General features: G+C 61.5%; 21 protein-coding genes and 1 other annotated feature. Of the genes, 16 read left to right on the top strand and 5 right to left on the bottom strand.

Annotation, left to right across the window (positions count from 1 at the left end; all coding sequences use genetic code 11):
* The first annotated feature begins 13 nt into the window (after window positions 1-13).
* Genes B5F88_RS07855 through rnfB form a run of 3 tightly spaced genes read left to right on the top strand, consistent with a single transcriptional unit; the run spans window position 14 to window position 2163 of the window.
* The gene (locus B5F88_RS07855) at window positions 14-661 is read left to right on the top strand and encodes an electron transport complex subunit E (protein WP_087343956.1); all 648 of its coding nucleotides are present in this window, start codon (window positions 14-16) and stop codon (window positions 659-661) included.
* A complete protein-coding gene (gene rsxA, locus B5F88_RS07850) occupies window positions 661-1251 on the top strand; it encodes an electron transport complex subunit RsxA (protein ID WP_087343951.1) in 591 nt (196 codons plus the stop codon). The genes B5F88_RS07855 and rsxA overlap by 1 nt, the downstream gene beginning before the upstream one ends.
* Window positions 1252-1266: 15 nt before the next feature.
* Entirely contained in the window at window positions 1267-2163 is an 897-nt protein-coding gene (gene rnfB, locus B5F88_RS07845; protein WP_087343948.1) for an RnfABCDGE type electron transport complex subunit B, read from the top strand.
* 61 nt (window positions 2164-2224) lie between these two features.
* Here rnfB and B5F88_RS07840 read toward each other — a convergent pair whose 3' ends face one another.
* The 3 genes from B5F88_RS07840 to B5F88_RS07830 all read right to left on the bottom strand — a co-directional run bounded on the left by B5F88_RS07840 (window position 2225) and on the right by B5F88_RS07830 (window position 3832).
* A complete protein-coding gene (locus B5F88_RS07840) occupies window positions 2225-2395 on the bottom strand; it encodes a DUF1540 domain-containing protein (RefSeq protein ID WP_087343945.1) in 171 nt (56 codons plus the stop codon).
* A gap of 58 nt (window positions 2396-2453) precedes the next feature.
* Entirely contained in the window at window positions 2454-3233 is a 780-nt protein-coding gene (locus tag B5F88_RS07835) for a hypothetical protein (RefSeq protein ID WP_343286460.1), read from the bottom strand.
* A gap of 80 nt (window positions 3234-3313) precedes the next feature.
* Window positions 3314-3832: a gamma carbonic anhydrase family protein gene (locus B5F88_RS07830; RefSeq protein WP_087343939.1), complete on the bottom strand. Its 519-nt coding sequence runs from the start codon at window positions 3830-3832 to the stop codon at window positions 3314-3316.
* Window positions 3833-3960: 128 nt separating this feature from the next.
* Here B5F88_RS07830 and B5F88_RS07825 point away from each other — a divergent pair, with 128 nt between their 5' ends.
* Window positions 3961-4173 carry a hypothetical protein gene (locus tag B5F88_RS07825; protein WP_087343937.1) on the top strand — a complete coding sequence of 71 codons (213 nt, stop codon included), beginning with the start codon at window positions 3961-3963 and terminating at the stop codon, window positions 4171-4173.
* Window positions 4174-4217: 44 nt separating this feature from the next.
* Here the strand turns inward: B5F88_RS07825 and B5F88_RS07820 are convergent, their stop codons facing one another.
* On the bottom strand, window positions 4218-4760 hold the full coding sequence (locus tag B5F88_RS07820; RefSeq protein WP_087343934.1) for a putative ABC transporter permease: 543 nt from the start codon (window positions 4758-4760) through the stop codon (window positions 4218-4220).
* Between the two features lie 202 nt (window positions 4761-4962).
* On the opposite strand from B5F88_RS07820, the gene pyrB reads away from it, so the two are divergent.
* The 12 genes from pyrB (at window position 4963) to B5F88_RS07760 (ending at window position 16450) form a co-directional block, all read left to right on the top strand.
* Window positions 4963-6021, top strand: coding sequence for an aspartate carbamoyltransferase (gene pyrB / locus B5F88_RS07815; RefSeq protein ID WP_087343932.1), 1059 nt, complete (start codon window positions 4963-4965; stop codon window positions 6019-6021).
* 151 nt (window positions 6022-6172) lie between these two features.
* Window positions 6173-6718 carry an RNA polymerase sigma factor gene (locus tag B5F88_RS07810; RefSeq protein ID WP_087343929.1) on the top strand — a complete coding sequence of 182 codons (546 nt, stop codon included), beginning with the start codon at window positions 6173-6175 and terminating at the stop codon, window positions 6716-6718.
* Window positions 6718-7536 (top strand): hypothetical protein, encoded by an 819-nt coding sequence (locus B5F88_RS07805; RefSeq protein WP_087343926.1) that lies wholly within the window; start codon window positions 6718-6720, stop codon window positions 7534-7536. The genes B5F88_RS07810 and B5F88_RS07805 overlap by 1 nt, the downstream gene beginning before the upstream one ends.
* A 59-nt stretch (window positions 7537-7595) precedes the next feature.
* Window positions 7596-7807, top strand: a binding site (T-box leader).
* Window positions 7808-7857: 50 nt separating this feature from the next.
* Complete coding sequence (locus tag B5F88_RS07800; RefSeq protein WP_087343923.1) at window positions 7858-10491, top strand: valine--tRNA ligase; 2634 nt, start codon at window positions 7858-7860, stop codon at window positions 10489-10491.
* Between the two features lie 163 nt (window positions 10492-10654).
* Window positions 10655-11416: a hypothetical protein gene (locus tag B5F88_RS07795; protein WP_087343920.1), complete on the top strand. Its 762-nt coding sequence runs from the start codon at window positions 10655-10657 to the stop codon at window positions 11414-11416.
* A 94-nt stretch (window positions 11417-11510) separates the two neighbouring features.
* Window positions 11511-11816, top strand: a complete 306-nt coding sequence (locus tag B5F88_RS07790; RefSeq protein ID WP_087343917.1) for an STAS domain-containing protein — start codon at window positions 11511-11513, stop codon at window positions 11814-11816.
* A gap of 15 nt (window positions 11817-11831) precedes the next feature.
* Entirely contained in the window at window positions 11832-12275 is a 444-nt protein-coding gene (spoIIAB, locus tag B5F88_RS07785; protein WP_087343914.1) for an anti-sigma F factor, read from the top strand.
* Window positions 12272-12982 (top strand): sigma-70 family RNA polymerase sigma factor, encoded by a 711-nt coding sequence (locus B5F88_RS07780; protein WP_087343911.1) that lies wholly within the window; start codon window positions 12272-12274, stop codon window positions 12980-12982. Before spoIIAB ends, B5F88_RS07780 begins: the two co-directional genes overlap by 4 nt.
* A gap of 141 nt (window positions 12983-13123) precedes the next feature.
* Window positions 13124-14578 carry a hypothetical protein gene (locus B5F88_RS07775; protein ID WP_087343909.1) on the top strand — a complete coding sequence of 485 codons (1455 nt, stop codon included), beginning with the start codon at window positions 13124-13126 and terminating at the stop codon, window positions 14576-14578.
* 18 nt (window positions 14579-14596) lie between these two features.
* The gene (locus B5F88_RS07770; protein WP_087343906.1) at window positions 14597-15562 is read left to right on the top strand and encodes a glycosyltransferase family 2 protein; all 966 of its coding nucleotides are present in this window, start codon (window positions 14597-14599) and stop codon (window positions 15560-15562) included.
* Window positions 15546-15962 carry a GtrA family protein gene (locus B5F88_RS07765; protein WP_087343903.1) on the top strand — a complete coding sequence of 139 codons (417 nt, stop codon included), beginning with the start codon at window positions 15546-15548 and terminating at the stop codon, window positions 15960-15962. The genes B5F88_RS07770 and B5F88_RS07765 overlap by 17 nt, the downstream gene beginning before the upstream one ends.
* 98 nt (window positions 15963-16060) lie before the next feature.
* Window positions 16061-16450 (top strand): serine proteinase, encoded by a 390-nt coding sequence (locus B5F88_RS07760; protein WP_087343900.1) that lies wholly within the window; start codon window positions 16061-16063, stop codon window positions 16448-16450.
* A gap of 114 nt (window positions 16451-16564) precedes the next feature.
* Here the strand turns inward: B5F88_RS07760 and B5F88_RS20640 are convergent, their stop codons facing one another.
* On the bottom strand, window positions 16565-16738 hold the full coding sequence (locus B5F88_RS20640; RefSeq protein ID WP_162612141.1) for a hypothetical protein: 174 nt from the start codon (window positions 16736-16738) through the stop codon (window positions 16565-16567).
* Window positions 16739-17058 lie beyond the last annotated feature (320 nt).

The raw sequence follows: 17058 nt of genomic DNA, 5'->3' as shown, positions 1-17058 counted from the left end.
GAGGTAAGCGAAGATGAATGTAAAGAATCAACTGCGTGACGGCCTGTTCTTCCAGAACCCCGTTACCGTCCAGCTGCTGGGCATGTGCTCGGTGATGGCCATTACCACCACCCTGTTCAACGGCCTGGGCATGGGCGTGTCCGTGCTGGTCATCCTGACTCTGGCCAACATCATCATTGCCCTTCTGCGCAAGATCATCCCCAACAATATCCGTATCGCCTGTTTTATCGTGGTTATCGCCGGCTTCGTGACCATCGTTGACCTGTGCCTGCAGGCCTTCCTGCCGGACCTGTCCTCCAGCCTGGGCCTGTTCATCCCCCTGATCGTGGTGAACTGTATCATCCTGGGCCGGGCCGAGGCCTTTGCCTACAAGAACGGTCCTGCTGCCTCCGCTCTGGACGGTATTTTCCAGGGCCTGGGCTACACCATGGTGCTGGTCATCATGTGTGTGGTCCGTGAGCTGCTGGGCAACGGCACCTTCGGCGGCGGCATCCTCAACGGCGGCGAGGGCATCCGCATCATTCCCGAGGGTATCCCCGCTCTGGGCATGATCCTCCCCGTGGGCGGATTCCTGACCCTGGCCTGCGTCATCGCCGCCATGCAGTACATCCTGAACAAGCCCAAGAAGGACGAGAAAAAGACTGAGGAGGTGGCCAAGTAATGGAATGGAAGGATCTTTTTACCATTGCACTGGGCGCCGTCCTGGTCAATAACTTTATCGTATCCCAGTTCCTGGGTATCTGCCCCTTCATGGGCGTGTCCAAGAAGATTGAGACTGCTTCCGGCATGGGCCTGGCGGTTATCTTCGTCATGGGTCTGGCCTCCGCCATCTGCTGGCCCATCAACGCCCTGATCCTGGTACCCCTGAAGCTCACCTTCATGCAGACCGTGACCTATATCCTGGTTATTGCCTCTCTGGTGCAGTTCATCGAAATGTTCCTGAAGAAGGCCATGCCCTCTCTGTATGAGGCTCTGGGCGTGTACCTGCCCCTGATCACCACCAACTGCGCCGTGCTGGGCGTGGTGCTCCAGAACACCCAGAACAGCTACAACTTCATTGAGAGCGTGGTGTACGGCGTCACCGGCGGTATCGGCTTCCTGCTGGTCATCGTGATCTTCGCCAGCATCCGGGAGCGGATGGAGTTCTCCGAGTGCCCCAAGGCCTTTGAGGGCTTCCCCATCGCCCTGATGTCCGCCGGCCTGGTGGCTCTGGCCTTCATGGGCTTCTCCGGCCTGAAGGTCTTTGGTTAAGGGAGGCGGAAGAGAATGAATACTGTTATTTTTGCTGTGGTGGTCCTGGCTGTGCTGGGCGCCATCTTCGGTCTGGTGCTGGCCATCGCCGCCAAGGTGTTCGCCGTGGAGGTGGACCCCCGTGAGGAGGCCATCCTGGGCTGCCTGCCCGGCGCCAACTGCGGCGGCTGCGGCTTCCCCGGCTGCTCCGGCTATGCCGCCGCCGTGGTGAAGGGCACCGCTCCCGTCAATGCCTGCGCCGCCGGCGGCGAGGCGGTGGCCGCGCAGATCGGTGAGATCATGGGCGTGGCTGTCGGCGCCACTGTGAAGCAGATCGCTCAGGTGCACTGCACCGGCTGCGGCCAGAACTACAAGCAGTACAACTATGTGGGCCTCCACGACTGTGTGGCCGCCTCCAAGCTCCCCGGCGGCGGCGACCTGGGCTGCTCCTACGGCTGCCTGGGCCTGGGCTCCTGTGAGAAGGCCTGTCCCTTTGACGCCATCCATGTCATCGACGGCGTGGCCAAGGTGGACGAGGACAAGTGCAAGGCCTGCAGCAAGTGCGTGGACGTGTGCCCCCGGCACATCATCGCCCTGGAGCCCTACAAGACCAAGCGTCACGTCACCATTCCCTGCTCCTCCCACGACAAGGGTGTGGACGCCCGGAAGGTGTGCGACAACGGCTGTATCGGCTGCTCCCTGTGCGCCAAGAACTGCCCCAAGGAAGCCATCACCATGGTCAACAACCTGGCTGTCATCGACTACGAGAAGTGCATCGGCTGCGGCATCTGCGCCCAGAAGTGCCCCCGCAAGCTGATCACCGTGGACGGCAAGGTGCCTGAGGTGAAGCCCGCGGCGCCCAAGGCGGCTCCCGCCGCCAAGCCTGCGGCTGAGGAGGCCAAGGCTGAGGCCCCCGCCCAGCCCAAGGAGTAAACAAGAAAAAATCAGGACCTGCAAGTTTTGGCTTGCAGGTCCTGATTTTTTGCCCGGAGGCTTAGTGCTGGCCCAGCTGGAAGGAGGCGCACTCGGTGGAGGCGCACTTGGTGGCGTTGGGCTCGCAGCAGCCCACCTTGATCTCGTTCAGGGTGCAGTAGTTCTGGCCCTGGCAGTGGTGGGCGCAGCTGGACACGGAGCACTTGATGCTGTTGTTAGGGGTCTGATTCATGGAATAATTCCTCCTTACTTCCGTGGTACGCCATTAGTATGGCGGGGAAGGGGGCGAATTATTCACCATCTTTTTTGCCGGCCCGCTCCGGCTCATGGGGCAGGGCTTTGGGGATGAAACGCCGGGCAAAGGAGCCTTTGCCCCGGTTTTTTACGTAAAAATAGCCGATAAAGGAAAAGACCACCGCGCCGATGAAGTTGACGAACAGATCCTTCATGGTGTCCAGAATGCCGATGTCCAGATAGCCCCCCAGCCCAAGCGGATGCTGGGTGCCGTCGGCGGTGACCACAATGACGTCGGTGATGTCGTGGATGGCCACCGGGGTGTTGCCGCCGGTGGGGTCCAGCATGACCGAGCCGATGGAGTGGACGATGGTATCCTTCTGCATGTCCAGCAGGAAGAGCTGGTCCATGGTACACTCGAAAAACTCCCACAGCACGCCGATGGTCATGGAGAAGCAGAAGGCCACCACGGCCAGATAGACGGGGGAGAGGCTGAAGGTAAGCCGCTCGTTGCGGTTGAGAATGTCCAGCAGGGAGAAACCGATGGCGGCGCACAGGAACCCGTTCAGGGTGTGGAGCATGGTATCCCAGTAGGGGAAGGTGACGTAGTAGGCCCGAATCTCCCCCAGGATCTCCGCGGCGAAGATGAACAGGAGAATGATAATCTCCAGCGTGTTGGGGATGTCGATGCGGATCTTCCGCTCCAGAAAGCTGGGCAGGGTAAAGAGAAACAGGGTGAGGACGCACAGAAAGACGTTTTCAAAGTTGCCGTTAAACACCTGGGCGATCAGCATGAGGACCACCAGCAGCCGCAGGATAAAGTAGACGGCGGCCAGTCCGGGATTTCTCCGGACCTGATCCCGGAACTGCCTGCGCCGGTCGGCCCGGCTTTCACGTTGCTTCACAGGTACCTCCTTTACCGGGCGGCAGCCGCCGGCAGCTGCAGGGCGGCAACCCGGCGGTACTCTGCGGCCGACTCCAGAATGCTCTCAGACTCCTCCCTGCGGAGGGGGCGGACGACCCTGGCGGGAGAACCCACCACCAGGCTGCCTGGCGGAATCACGGTGTCCTGGGTGATCAGAGCGCCCGCCGCCACCAGACTGCCCGAGCCGATGACGCAGCCGTTGAGCAGGATCGCTCCCATGCCGATGAGGCAGCGGTCCTCAACGGTGCAGCCGTGGAGAATGGCGGCGTGCCCCACGGTGACGTCCTTGCCGACCAAGACCGGGAAGGACCTGTCGCAGTGGACCACGGCGTTGTCCTGAATATTGGAGCCATCTCCCACCCGGATGGCGGCTTCATCCCCCCGGAGCACCGCGCCGAACCACACGCTGACTTCCGCGCCCAGGGAGACATCTCCCACCAGCGTGGCGTTGTCTGCCACCCGGGCGGAGGGGGTGCAGACGGGGGCCTTGTCCTGATAAGATTGAATCACAGAGACCTTCACACTCCTTAAAGAAATCTGAAAAAATAGTTATACTGCCTCCATTATAGCCCCGGAGCTTGGGGCTGGCAAGTCAAATCTGGGCGTGGCCGGCATAGGATAGGGAGGAGGTGAGCACAATGGATTTGAAGCACAACAAAATCACGGTGGGGGAGCTGATGGATCACCCCAATACCCGGGCGGTGCTCCAGCGGCGGTTTCCCATGGTGGTGAAGCACCCCCTGATGGGGGCCGCCCGGACCATTACATTGGAGCAGATTTTGTCGGTGGCCCAGGCCTATGTACCCCAGAAGAAGATTGACGAGACCCTGAACGAGCTGCGGCGGGCATGACAATTCCGGGGCGGGAGGATGTTTCTCTCCCGCCCCGGTGCCCATCAGGCGGTCCTGCGGCGGGCGGGGGGAAGATACCAGCGCAGCGCGTTGGTGTCCCCGGTCCGCCGCAGCACCAGGGCGGTGAGCAGGGTGTCCGCCCCCCACAGCAGCAGGACGGGGGGCAGCGCCCAGGGGGGAATGGCGCTGACCAGCAGAGTGACCCAGGGGTGGATCACCCACAAGGTCACCACCGCCAGCCCACCCCAGAACAGGCTGAACAGGGGACACACCCGGCCGCCTAAATTCATGGGCAGGTGGGAGTAGTCCCAGAAGGATACCCGGAATACCCGCTGATAAAACAGCCCCGCGCCGTACTCCACCCCGGTACAGGCCAGCGCGGCGGCGGGAAAGAGCAGCAGCGGCTGCTGCCGCACCGTCTCCGGCAGCAGCAGGATGGCCAGGGCCCCCAGCCCGTACACCGGACAGACCGGCAGGAGCAGGCGGCACTTCCGGTCCCGCTTGGGCTCCCTCCGAAGGCGCACATATACCACCTCCACCAGAAACCCCAGAAAGCTGTAAAACAAAAAATACCAGAACCAGGCCAACCTTCGTCCCCCCCCCTTTTTTGTGGCCTTAGCATGAGCGGAGAGAGAAAAATCATGCCATGCAGTTTTTAGCAGGCGGGCCAGTCCATGCGGCCCACAAGGGCCGGCGGGAAAAAGCGTGGAATTTTGTCCATTCTGCTCTTGCCGGAAGGTGGTGAAATATGATACGATAGAAAAAATTCAAAAGGGGTAATGAAGCGTCATGCGGCATCTGATCGACTTTGGAGACCTGACGAGGGCGGAGTGGGAGTCCCTGTACCAGCGGTGCAGTGAGATTATGGACCACCCCGCCGATTTTATGGACGCCTGCCGGGGGCGGGTGATGGCCAGTTTGTTTTATGAGCCCTCCACCCGCACCAATTTTTCCTTTCAGACCGCCATGCTGCGGGTAGGCGGCACGGTGTTCGGGTTTGCCGATCCCAAGTCCACCTCCACCGCCAAGGGTGAGACCCTGAAGGACACCATCAAGATGGTGTCCGGCTACGCCGACGTGGTGGTGATGCGCAATCCCAAGGAGGGCGCCGCCAAGGCCGCCTCGCTCTATTCCGACGTGCCGGTGATCAACGCCGGCGACGGCGGCCACATGCACCCCACCCAGACCACCGCCGACCTGACCACCATTACCCGGCTGCAGGGCGGGGTGGACGGGCTCTCGGTGGGCCTGTGCGGCGATCTGAAAAACGGCCGTACTGTCCATTCCCTCATCAAGGCCCTGGCCAAGTTCAACGGGGTGAAGTTTTACCTGATCGCCCCCCGGGAGCTGGCGGTGCCCGAGTATATCCGGGCCTTTATGAAGGAAAACGGGCTGTGGTTTGTGGAGGTCACCGGCCTGGAGACCGTCATGCCTCAGCTGGACGTGCTCTACATGACCCGCATCCAGCGGGAGCGGTTTGTGGACCCGCTGGAGTATGAGCGGTGCAAGGGCGTGTATGTCCTCAACCGGCGGAAGCTGGACCGGGCCCGGAAGGACCTGCTGGTGATGCATCCCCTGCCCCGTGTGGACGAGATCGCCATCGACGTGGACGACGACCCCCGGGCGGTGTACTTTGACCAGGCCCGGTACGGCATGTTCGCCCGGATGGCGCTGCTCACCGACCTGGCCAACCAGGACCGGAAAAAGGCCGAGCCCGTGGAGATCGGCACCACCCCCGTGTGCTCCAACCCCAACTGCATCACCCAGACCGAGCACTATCTGCCCCCTCTGGTGAAGCAGAACGGCAGTGTGGACTGCTGCGCCTACTGCGACGCCCAGCTGCGGTAAAAAGAGAACAATGAAAATGAGATGCGGGACGGCCGGTGAGCCGTCCCGCATTGTGTTTTTTCAAAAAAGTTTGGGGCCACCTGCGACCTGCCGCCGGTTTTGTCACTCTATATAGGCAGAAGGGCCTTTCAAAAGCAGGGAGGGAGAAGCCATGACAGACCAGGAGCTCATCCGGCTCTATCAGGCCAGGGATCCCCGGGCGGTAGAGGAGACCAGGGCTAAATACGGCGCCTACTGCGGGACCATCGCCCGCCGCCTGCTGACAGATGAGCGGGATGTGGAGGAGTGTCTCAGCGACTGCGCCATGGCGGTGTGGAACGCCATCCCGCCCGCCTGCCCGGAGCACTTCAAGGGCTGGCTGGGAGCTGTGGTCCGCCACCGGGCGCTGGCCATCGGCAGGGCCAACGGCCGCCGGCCGCCCACGGTGGAGGAGAGCGCCCTGGAGCTGGCCGCCTGTCTGGCGGAGGGGGACACCCCCCACAGGCAGCTGGAGGCCAGGGAACTGGGGGAGACCCTCTCCCGCTTTCTCTTTCTGCAGAAGCCGGAGGTGCGCACGGCCTTTTTGCGGCGGTACTGGTATGCCGAAAGCCTGGAGGAGGTGGCCGCCTATATGGGCTGGGGCCTGTCCCGGACCAAGAGCGTGCTCTTCCGGACCAGAAAGCGGCTGGAAATCTATTTGAAACAGGAGGGATATTGATGACGCAGCAGGAGCGGCTTCAGGAGGCATTGGGGTATGTGGACCCGGCCCTGGTGGAGGCGGCGGACTGTCCCCGCCGGAGACGGCCCCTCAGGCTGGGGCGGCTGGCGCTGGCGGCGGCCTGCCTGTGCGCGGCGCTGCTGGGTACGGTGTGGGCGGCCGGCCTGACAGGCGGGTTCCGACTGGTGGAGTTTTTTGAAGGCCTGCGCCTTGAGCATGGGGAAGAGTGCGTCTACGACGGCTATACCCTCTGGGGCGGGGTGACCTTCACCGCGCTGGAGGATTTGCCCCAGGAGGTTTTGGACACGGCCAAAGCCCACCACGCCTCCACGGTGGCGGTGGATGTACACAGCTGGAGCGAGGCGGAGGAGTACTTCGCCCTGGACTTGCCGGAAAATGAGTATCTGGATGGGCTGATTCCCTCCGGTTTCCGGAGCCAGTTGAGCAGCGATCAGGCGGGCCCCACGCTGCTGGAGTGTCAGGCCAGCTATCGCAGCCGCCAAACGCCCGGCCTGCGGGTGAAGGTGAGGATGATGGCCTATACCGAGCGGATGTACCGGCCTGATGACGAGCTGTCCATCAGCGCCCTGTTCCCCGAAGGTACCGAGTTTACCACCCAGGGGTATACCGCAGCCAGCGGTCTGGAGGCCCTGGTGACCACTGTGGAGCTGCCTTCCGACGATCCACGGGGCAGCCGGATGGTGCGGGCCGACTTTGCCCTCAGCGGCGTGTGGTACCAGGTGGAGGCCAGCAGCGGGATCGAGCCGGACCAGGCCCTGGAGGCTGTGGAGGCCGTTCTGGAGGGTTTTGAACGTTAAGAGAGAAAAAATGGGGTATCCTTGACAGAACGTGAAAAAGCGGATATAATAACGTTCTGAAAAAGACGCAGATGGGAAGGAGTACCCCCGCGGAAGGTACAGAGAGGAGCCGGTCTGGTGCAAGGCTCTCCGGCGGTGGGGGGAAGGTCGTCCCGGAGTCCCGCTTCCGAATGCGAGTAAGAGGCGGCGGAATCCTCCCGTTACAGAGGCAATGAGTGTCCCGCAAGGGAAATTCAGGTGGTACCGCGGACTTTACCGGTTCGCCCTGAGCAAAGGCTTGGGGCGGACCGTTTTGTTTTGCCCCGAAAAGGAGTGTGTCAGATGAAAAAAGAACTGCCCAAGGTCTATGAACCCCAGGAGGTGGAGGGCCGGATCTATGAGATGTGGGAGCACAACGGCTGCTTTGAGGGCCGCCGTGACCCCGACAAAAAGCCCTTTACCATTGTGATGCCGCCCCCCAATGTCACCGGCCAGCTCCACATGGGCCACGCCATGGACTGCACCCTTCAGGACATCCTGACCCGGTTCAAGCGGATGCAGGGCTACGCCGCTCTGTGGGTGCCCGGCACCGACCATGCCGGCATCGCCACCCAGATCAAGGTGGAGGAGGAGCTGCGCACCAAGGAGGGCCTGTCCCGTTACGACCTGGGCCGGGAGAAATTCCTGGAGCGGGTGTGGGACTGGAAGCACAAGTACGGCAACCGCATTGTGGAGCAGCAGATGAAACTGGGCTCCTCCTGCGACTGGTCCCGCTCCCGGTTCACCATGGACGAGGGCCTCAGCAAGGCTGTCCGCCACGTGTTTGTCTCCCTGTACAAGAAGGGCTTGATCTATAAGGGCTCCCGCATCATCAACTGGTGTCCCAACTGCGTCACCGCCCTCAGCGACGCCGAGGTGGAGTATCAGGACAAGCCGGGCAACTTCTGGCACATCCGCTACCCCATCCAGGGGGAGGAGGGCCGGTATGTCATCGTGGCCACCACCCGGCCGGAGACCATGCTGGGCGACACCGGCGTGGCCGTCAATCCCAACGACGAGCGGTACAAGGATATTGTGGGCAAGAAGTGCATTCTGCCCCTGGTAGGCCGGGAGATGCCCATTGTGGCCGACGACTATGTGGACATGGAGTTCGGCACCGGCTGCGTGAAGATGACCCCCGCCCACGACCCCAACGACTTTGAGGTGGGTCTGCGGCAGAACCTGGAGACCATCCGGGTGCTGGACGACAACGGCAAGGTGGTGGAGGGCTACGGCCGCTACTCCGGCATGGACCGCTACGAGGCCCGGAAGGCCATCGTGGCCGACCTGGAGGAGCAGGGTTACCTGGTGAAGGTGGAGCCCCACCAGCACAACGTGGGCACCTGCTACCGCTGCCACAACGACGTGGAGCCCCTGATCTCCGCCCAGTGGTTCGTGAAGATGGGCCCTCTGGCCGAGGAGGCCCTGCGGGTGGTGAACGAGGGGGAGGTCAAGTTTGTCCCCGACCGGTTCTCCAAGATCTACACCAACTGGATGGAGAACGTCCATGACTGGTGTATCTCCCGCCAGCTGTGGTGGGGCCATCAGATTCCCGCCTGGACCTGTCAGGAGTGCGGCCATATCACCGTGTCCGAGACCGACCCCACCGAGTGCGAGCACTGCCACTCCAAGCACATCAAGCAGGAGGAGGACGTGCTGGATACCTGGTTCTCCTCCGCTCTGTGGCCCTTCTCTACCCTGGGCTGGCCGGAGGAGACCGAGGACTACAAGTATTTCTACCCCACCGACGTGCTGGTCACCGGCTATGACATCATCTTCTTCTGGGTGGCCCGGATGATTTTCTCCGGCTGCGAGCACACCGGCAAGCCCCCCTTCCACACCGTGTTCATCCACGGCCTGGTGCGGGACGACAAGGGCAGAAAGATGTCCAAGAGCCTGGGCAACGGCATTGATCCGCTGGAGATGGCCAACCAGTACGGCGCCGACGCCCTGCGGTTCAACCTGGTCACTGGCAACTCCCCCGGAAACGATATGCGCTTCTACACCGAGCGGTGCGAGGCCATGCGCAACTTTGCCAACAAGATCTGGAATGCCAGCCGCTTCCTGATGATGAACCTGACCATTGACAAGTGTGAGCTGCCGGACAAGCTGGAGCTGGAGGACAAGTGGATCCTGTCCAAGCTGAACAGCGTCATCCCTGAGATCACCGAGAACATGGAGCGGTACGAGCTGGGCGTGGCGGCCCAGAAGGTGTACGACTTCATCTGGGACTCCTACTGCGACTGGTATATCGAGCTGACCAAGACCCGCCTCCAGGGGGAGGACGAGGACTCCAAGGTGCGGGCCCAGCAGGTGCTGTGCTACGTGCTCACCCAGATTCTCAAGCTGCTGCACCCCTTCATGCCCTTTATTACCGAGGAAATCTGGCAGGCTCTGCCCCATGAGGGGGATTATCTCATGCTCCAGCAGTGGCCGGAGCACCATGTCAACCTGGACTTTCCCGAGGAGGAGAAGGCCATGGAGCTGATCATGGACGCCATCCGGGCCATCCGGGCCAGAAGGGCGGAGATGAACGTGCCCCCCTCCAAGAAGGCCCAGCTGACCATCTCCACCCTGGAGCAGGCGGTGTTCCACCAGGGCATTCCCTTCCTGAAGCGGCTGGCTTACGCCAGCGACGTGCAGGTGGTGGAGGCCACCCGGGAGATGGATACCCAGGGCATGGTCACCGTCACCACCCACGCCGCCCGGCTGTATCTGCCCCTGGCTGAGCTGGTGGACCTGGAGAAGGAGAAGGCCCGCATTGCCAAGGAGCTGGACAAGAACCGCAAGGAGCTGGACAAGCTGGAGAGCAAGCTGAACAACCCCGGCTTTGTGAACAAGGCCCCCGCCCAGGTGGTGGAAGCCGAGCGGGAGCGGGCGGACAAGCTGCGGGCTCTGCTGGTGAAGCTGGAAGAATCAGCCAAAACCTTGGGCTGATAAACAGGCGAAAAACGGCGAAACGCCGCCATCGAATGTGTATGGCGGCGTTTTCGTGTCCATATTGTCACTCTTTGTAACACGGTAGTGGTTGTACTTTTGTCAAAAATCCGGTAAAATACTAAAAAATCTGCGTGACGGTCAGGAAAGGAGGATGGGCTGAATGAAGAAATGGATTCCGCTGCTGGCGCTGCTTCTGCTGCTGGCGGGCTGCACCAGCTCCTGCGGGGAGACAGAGGCCAAAGAGCCCGTCCAGCCGGAGGATAGCCCCAGCGCCCAGGTGAGCGCACAGCCCACCGCAACGCCCACGGCCAGCGCCACGCCCTCCGCCGCCCCCACAGTTGCTCCCAGACCCACTCCGCCGCCCAGGGAGACGGAGGAGGCTGTCACCCCCACGCCTGACCCGGTTCCCACGCCCACTCCGACGCCCACGGCCACGCCTGTTTCCGGGCCCACGGACGAGGAGGTGCTGGCGGCCTACCGGGAGGCCCAGGAGGCCTATTCCTGGTTCCATCTGGCCCCCATGCCCTTTGATCCGGAGGACAGCCGGGAGGTGGACGGGGTGGTGTATTACCGGGTGGACTACCCCGGAATTGACAGCCTGTCCACGCTGCGGGGCTATCTGAAGAGCCTCTTTTCCGATGCCATTGTGGACAGTCTGCTGCCCTATGACGGGGTGCAGTATCTGGACATCGACGGCGTGCTCTATGTCCAGGACGGAGGCCGGGGCGACGATATCTACCGGGGTGCGGAATACACCCAGGTCATGCGGGGAGACAATCCAAACCGCCTGGTGGTGCGGGCCACGGTAGAGGTGGTGGACCCGGAGCAGAACGGCGCGGTGACCGGGAGCGTAACCTATGAGTTTCCCTACGAAAAAGTGGGAGAGCAGTGGATTTTCACCGCTTTTTCCCTGGTGCGTTGATTGCTTCGACAGAATCGGCGGAAGGCATATGATAGTATCGCGGTATACCATTATCTGGTATACCGCGATTTTTTTTGCACAGGAGGGACAAGCCATGGCCATGAACTGCAGGGCGGAGCACCGCACCCTGTATGCCGCCATTGACGGAGAGGTGGATCACCACAGAGCCAGGGAGCTTCTGGCGGAGCTGGACCGGCAGCTGGACCTGGAGCTGCCCCGGAGCGTGACGCTGGATCTGGGCGGGGTCAGCTTCATGGACAGCTCCGGCATTGCCATCCTGCTCCGTGCCCGCCAACGGGTGAGCGCTCTGGGCGGCGCGCTGCGGGTGGTCCATGTGCCGGAGCAGGCGGCCAAGGTGCTGCGGGCGGCCGGTGTGGACAAGCTGATGGATTTGGAATAAGGGGGAAGATACATAATGAAACCGATCAACGAAGCCGTGGTGAGCTTTCTCAGCCGGTCGGCCAACGAGGGCTTTGCCCGCACCACCGCGGCTTGCTTTGCCGCCCAGCTGGACCCCACCCTGGACGAGGTGAACGACATCCGAACGGCGGTGAGCGAGGCGGTGACCAACTGCATCGTCCACGCCTACCCGGACACTCTGGGTCTGGTGACCATGCGCCTGCGGCTGTTTGCCGACAATACGCTGGAGGTCCAGGTGAAGGACAGGGGAGTGGGCATCCCGGACGTGGACCAGGCCCGCCAGCCCATGTACACCACCGGCGGCGCCGAGCGCAGCGGTATGGGCTTTACCATCATGGAGAGCTTTATGGACAAGCTGAAGGTGCGCTCCGTTCCCGGCAGGGGAACCGTGGTGACCATGCGCCGGCGGATCGCCCGCCGGGCGGGGGCCGCGGGGTGAAGGTAGCCGACACCCCGGAGCTGCTGAAGGAAGCCCGCCGGGGGGATAACGAGGCCTGCACCCGGCTTATTGAGGAAAACGGCGGACTGATCTGGTCCATTGTCAAACGCTACTACGGCCGGGGGGTGGAGCCGGAGGACCTGTATCAGCTGGGCTGCCTGGGGTTTCTCAAGGCGGTACGGGGGTTTGACCCTGCCTTTGGCTGCCAGTTTTCCACCTACGCCGTGCCCAAGATTGCCGGGGAGATCCGGCGTTTTCTCCGGGACGACGGGGCGGTGAAGGTGAGCCGGGGACTGAAGGAGCGGGCGGGGACCATCCGGGCGGCCCGGGAGAAGCTGTCCGCCCATTTAGGCCGGGAGCCCACCCTGTCCGAGCTGGGGGCGGAGACCGGCCTGGAGCCGGAGGAGATCGCCGCCGCCGAGGAGGCCAATCTGCCGGTGGCCTCCCTCCAGATGGAGACCGGGGACGGCCTGACGCTGGAGAGCGTGCTGGGTACCGACGGCATGGAGGAGGGCATCGTGGAGCGGGAGTCCCTCCGTACCGCCATCGGCAGCCTGCCTGAGCGGGAGCGGCGGGTGATCCTGCTGCGCTACTACCGGGGCATGACCCAGGAGCAGACCGCCCGGCTGCTGGGGGTCAGTCAGGTCCAGGTCTCCCGCATTGAGCGGCGCACCATGGAGCGGCTGCGCCGCAAGCTGGAGGAGTGAAGGGAGGGGGCGAGCGGCGGCTCGCCCCCTCCCCCCCTTTTGTAGAAAGTGATGGTTGAATCAACCTGGAGAACATGGTAAGCTATAAAAGAATGTGTGTACGCTCCCGCGGGAGCGGGAATAAAAGGAAGTGTACGATGCATGAGAGCGGACAGCCTTTCTGTCTGGCTGGGAAGGGCGATGCTGGCGATTTTTCTGGTGGTGTGCGCCGCGGCGCTGGCGCTGGGCGTCACCCAGGAGAGAGCCTATACTCAGGCATTCCTGCTGGGGCTGGTGTGGGTGGCTGCCGCGCTGTGGCTCCTGCGGCCGCTGTGCCGGCTGACGGCGGAGCTGGGCAGGGTGCGGATCTGGATTGTCCTGACCGTCCTCTGTCTGGCAGTCAAAGGAGCGTGGGTGCTGCTGGTGCAGGTGCCCGTGTCGGGAGACTACGCGGTGTTCTGGGGGTACGCCCAGTCTCTGGCCCGGTCGGAGACCATTGACGGCGGCCGGTATGTGGCCCTGTTTCCCCATATTTTCGGGTATGCCTCCTTTTTAAGCTGGTTTATCCGGGTGCTGGGTCCGCTGCTAATGCTGGCCCAGACCCTCAATGTGATTCTGTCGGTGTGTTCCGGCAGCCTGCTGTTTTTGCTGGGGGAGCGCTGGTGGGGCCTGCCCGCCGGGATTTCCGCCTATCTGTTCTGGATCGCCTGTCCCTCTCAGACTATGTACAACAGCCTGGTGCTGTCTGAGCCGTTGTATACCACCCTGATTTTGCTGTTTCTGCTGCTGGCCACCTGCCTGACCCGGTGGAGCGGCACCCCCCGCCCCGTGCTGCGGGGGGTGCTGTGGGGGGTGGCGGCGGGGCTGCTGCTGCGGTGGATCAACGGCCTGCGGCCCATTGCCGCCATTCTGCTTATCGCCAGCTTTCTGTGGGTGCTGCTGCTGCGGAGCGGCAAGCTGAAGGATGGGGGGACGAGACGGCTGTTTCTCCCCTTCCTGGCGGTGATGACAGTGGTATATCTGGTCACCGGCCCTCTGTGGAACGCCCATATTGCCAGGCGGATCGGGGAGGCGCCCTCCACTACGCCCGGCTACAGCGTGCTGGTGGGCTTCAATCCCGCCTCTGGCGGCCGGTGGAATCAGCAAGACAGCGACACCCTGTTCGGCTACAGCGACCAGCCCGGCGCCACGGCCCAGCAGGCCCAGGCGGCGGCCATGGAGGATGCCAAGGCCCGCATCACCTCAGGCCAGGTGGACTTTATCGAGCTGTTCCGGCAGAAAATCCGCACCTTTTTGGGTTCGGACAACACCTGTGTGGGATACAGTTCTGCTGTTTTACGGCACACCGAGCTGTTTTCCAAGGTCTGCAACAGCTTCTATTATGGTATTGTGCTGCTGTCCCTGGCCGGCGCCGTCCAGATGTGGCGGCGGGGGGCTGGGTCGGCGGCTCTGCTGGCCCCTCTCTATGTGCTGGGTCTGACCTCAGCCCAGATGCTGGTGGAGGTGGCGGGCCGATATCATTACTCCCTCATTCCCATGCTGGTGCTGGTGGCCCAGGCCGGCCTGTGGGATACCGGAACGAGCCAAGCGGCGCATCCGCGCCGGAAACACCAATGAGAAAGAAGGCATGACACGATGGCGGACATTCTTTATATCGTTGTCCCCTGCTACAATGAGGAGGCGGTTCTGCCCGAGACCTCCCGCCGGCTGAAGGAGAAGCTGGAGGGGCTGATGGCGGCGGGGAAGATCGCCCCGGAGAGCCGGGTGCTCTTTGTCAACGACGGCTCCAAGGACAAGACCTGGGAGATCATTTCCCAGCTCCATGAACAGTGCCCCCTGTTTTCCGGCGCGGACCTGACCCGCAACCGGGGGCATCAGAACGCCCTGCTGGCGGGGCTGATGACCGCCAAGGACCGGTGCGACATGGCCATCTCCATGGACGCCGACCTCCAGGACGACATTGACGCGGTGGACGCCATGGTGGAGCAGTATTACGCCGGGTGCGACATTGTGTACGGTGTGCGCTCCTCCCGGAAGAAGGATACCTTCTTCAAGCGGTTTACCGCCGAGGGATTTTACAAGCTGATGAACGCCATGGGGGCGGAGACGGTGTTCAACCACGCCGACTACCGCCTCATGTCCAAGCGGGCCCTGGAAGGGCTGGCTCAGTTCAAGGAGGTCAACCTCTTCCTCCGGGGCATTGTGCCCATGATCGGCTACCGCACCGCCGCGGTGTCCTACGAGCGGGGGGAGCGGTTTGCCGGCGAGAGCAAGTATCCCCTCAAAAAGATGCTCTCCTTTGCCATGGAGGGCATCACCTCCCTGTCGGTAAAGCCCATCCGCATGATCACCGGCCTGGGCTTTGTGGTGTTTCTCATCAGCATCGCCATGCTGATTTACTCCATTGTCCGCTGGGCCATGGGGGAGACCATTCTGGGCTGGGCCAGCCTGATCTGCTCGGTGTGGGCCATCGGCGGCCTGATCCTGCTCTCCCTGGGGGTCATCGGCGAGTATATCGGCAAGATCTATCTGGAGACCAAGGAGCGGCCCCGGTTCCTGCTCCGGGAGGTACTGGAGGACAGAGATGGCAAAGCTGATTGATCAGAGTATCCCCAAGTTTTTGCTGGTAGGGGTGCTGAACACCCTGGTGGGCGCGGGGATCATGTTCCTGCTGTACAATGTGGCGGGCTGGGGCTACTGGCCCTCCACCGCCGCCAATTACCTGGTGGGCGGCGTGGAGAGCTTTTTCCTCAACAAGTACTTTACCTTCCAGAACAAGGAGCGCAGCTGGTGGCAAGTGGTAAAATTTGTCATCACCGTGGCGGTGTGCTGGGTGCTGGCCTATGCCATTGCCAAGCCTCTGGTGCTCCAGGTCCTCTCCGGTCAGAGCGTGAAGATCCAGGAAAATGTGGCCATGCTGGCGGGCATGTGTATTTACACCGGCCTGAATTATTTCGGACAACGGTTCTTTGCCTTTAAGAAGGGGGACAAAAAGGATTAAATTTGCATGAAATCTCCATGACTGCTCTTGCGCGGCGGGGCGGAACGGGGTACAATAAGCCCAGCAAAACCAATGACGAGCCGTAAGGAGGTTATCATATGGCTTTTTTTGACGAACTGAAGGACCGGGCCATGGATCTGGGCCGGGCCGGCGTGGCCAAGTCCAAGCAGCTGGCGGAGATCACCAAGCTGAGCCTGAACAATGCCGGCGAGGAGGACGCCATCCGCAAGGCCTATATTGAGATTGGCAAGCTGTATTACGCCGAGCGGGGCATGGCGGCCGAGCCCGCCTATGTGGCCCTGTGCGAGCGGATCACCGCCGCCAAGATCAACATTGAGGAGAACAAGAACCGCATTGCCGAGCTCAAGCAGGAGGGCAACATCAGCGACGATGAGGCCGCCAGCTATGTGGAGACCAACGTGCCTCCCGAGGAGCCGGTGGGCGGCGAGGACGCCCCGCACAGCGAGGAGATTCCCCCTCAGGAATAAGCAGAAAAAAAGACCGCTGCTCCGCAGCCAATGTCATTAAGTTAGCGGTTTAGCACCGCACAAAAAAATACCACCGTCTATTCCGGATAAATAGACGGTGGTATTTTTTAATATTTAACCAATAAAATAGACAGCTGTGCAGAAAACAGCGCTAAGGGCAATCGTGGGAATCAAAAACAGCAATATGATTTTGACTTTTGGAAATCTTGAACGCTTTTTGAGTTCCCCAAAAAATGTATCTTGATCCAGAAGATAATCATCGGAAAATTCTTTTTGCTCGCTGAGCATAACGGGATTCCTAAATGTATTCAGCCAAAAACTCCAGTTGATTTACCAACTTCTCATATTTAAAAATCCAGTAAGCAAACCGGCTCAAGTCCTTTTGTTCTAAAAGAGAATCTTGTATGTTTTCTATCTGCTCCAGTTGTTTTCCAATACAATTCGTCATTAACGATGTTGGAATGAATTGGTCCTCATATTTGCGGGGATCTTCATAATTCCTAGGGCTTGTTTGAAAAATCAGGAGACTTGTTCTAAGTCAACAGAATTGCAATGGCGGCAAGGTGAACGAAGGCCAAGAAGGAGGTGTCCAGCTTGTCGTATCTGGT

Origin of the sequence: Flavonifractor sp. An306 (genome assembly GCF_002159455.1) — a bacterium.
Classification (GTDB): domain Bacteria; phylum Bacillota; class Clostridia; order Oscillospirales; family Oscillospiraceae; genus Flavonifractor.
The sequence above is the reverse complement of the archived record's forward strand: the minus strand, read 5'-3'. Positions and strand labels throughout refer to the sequence as shown.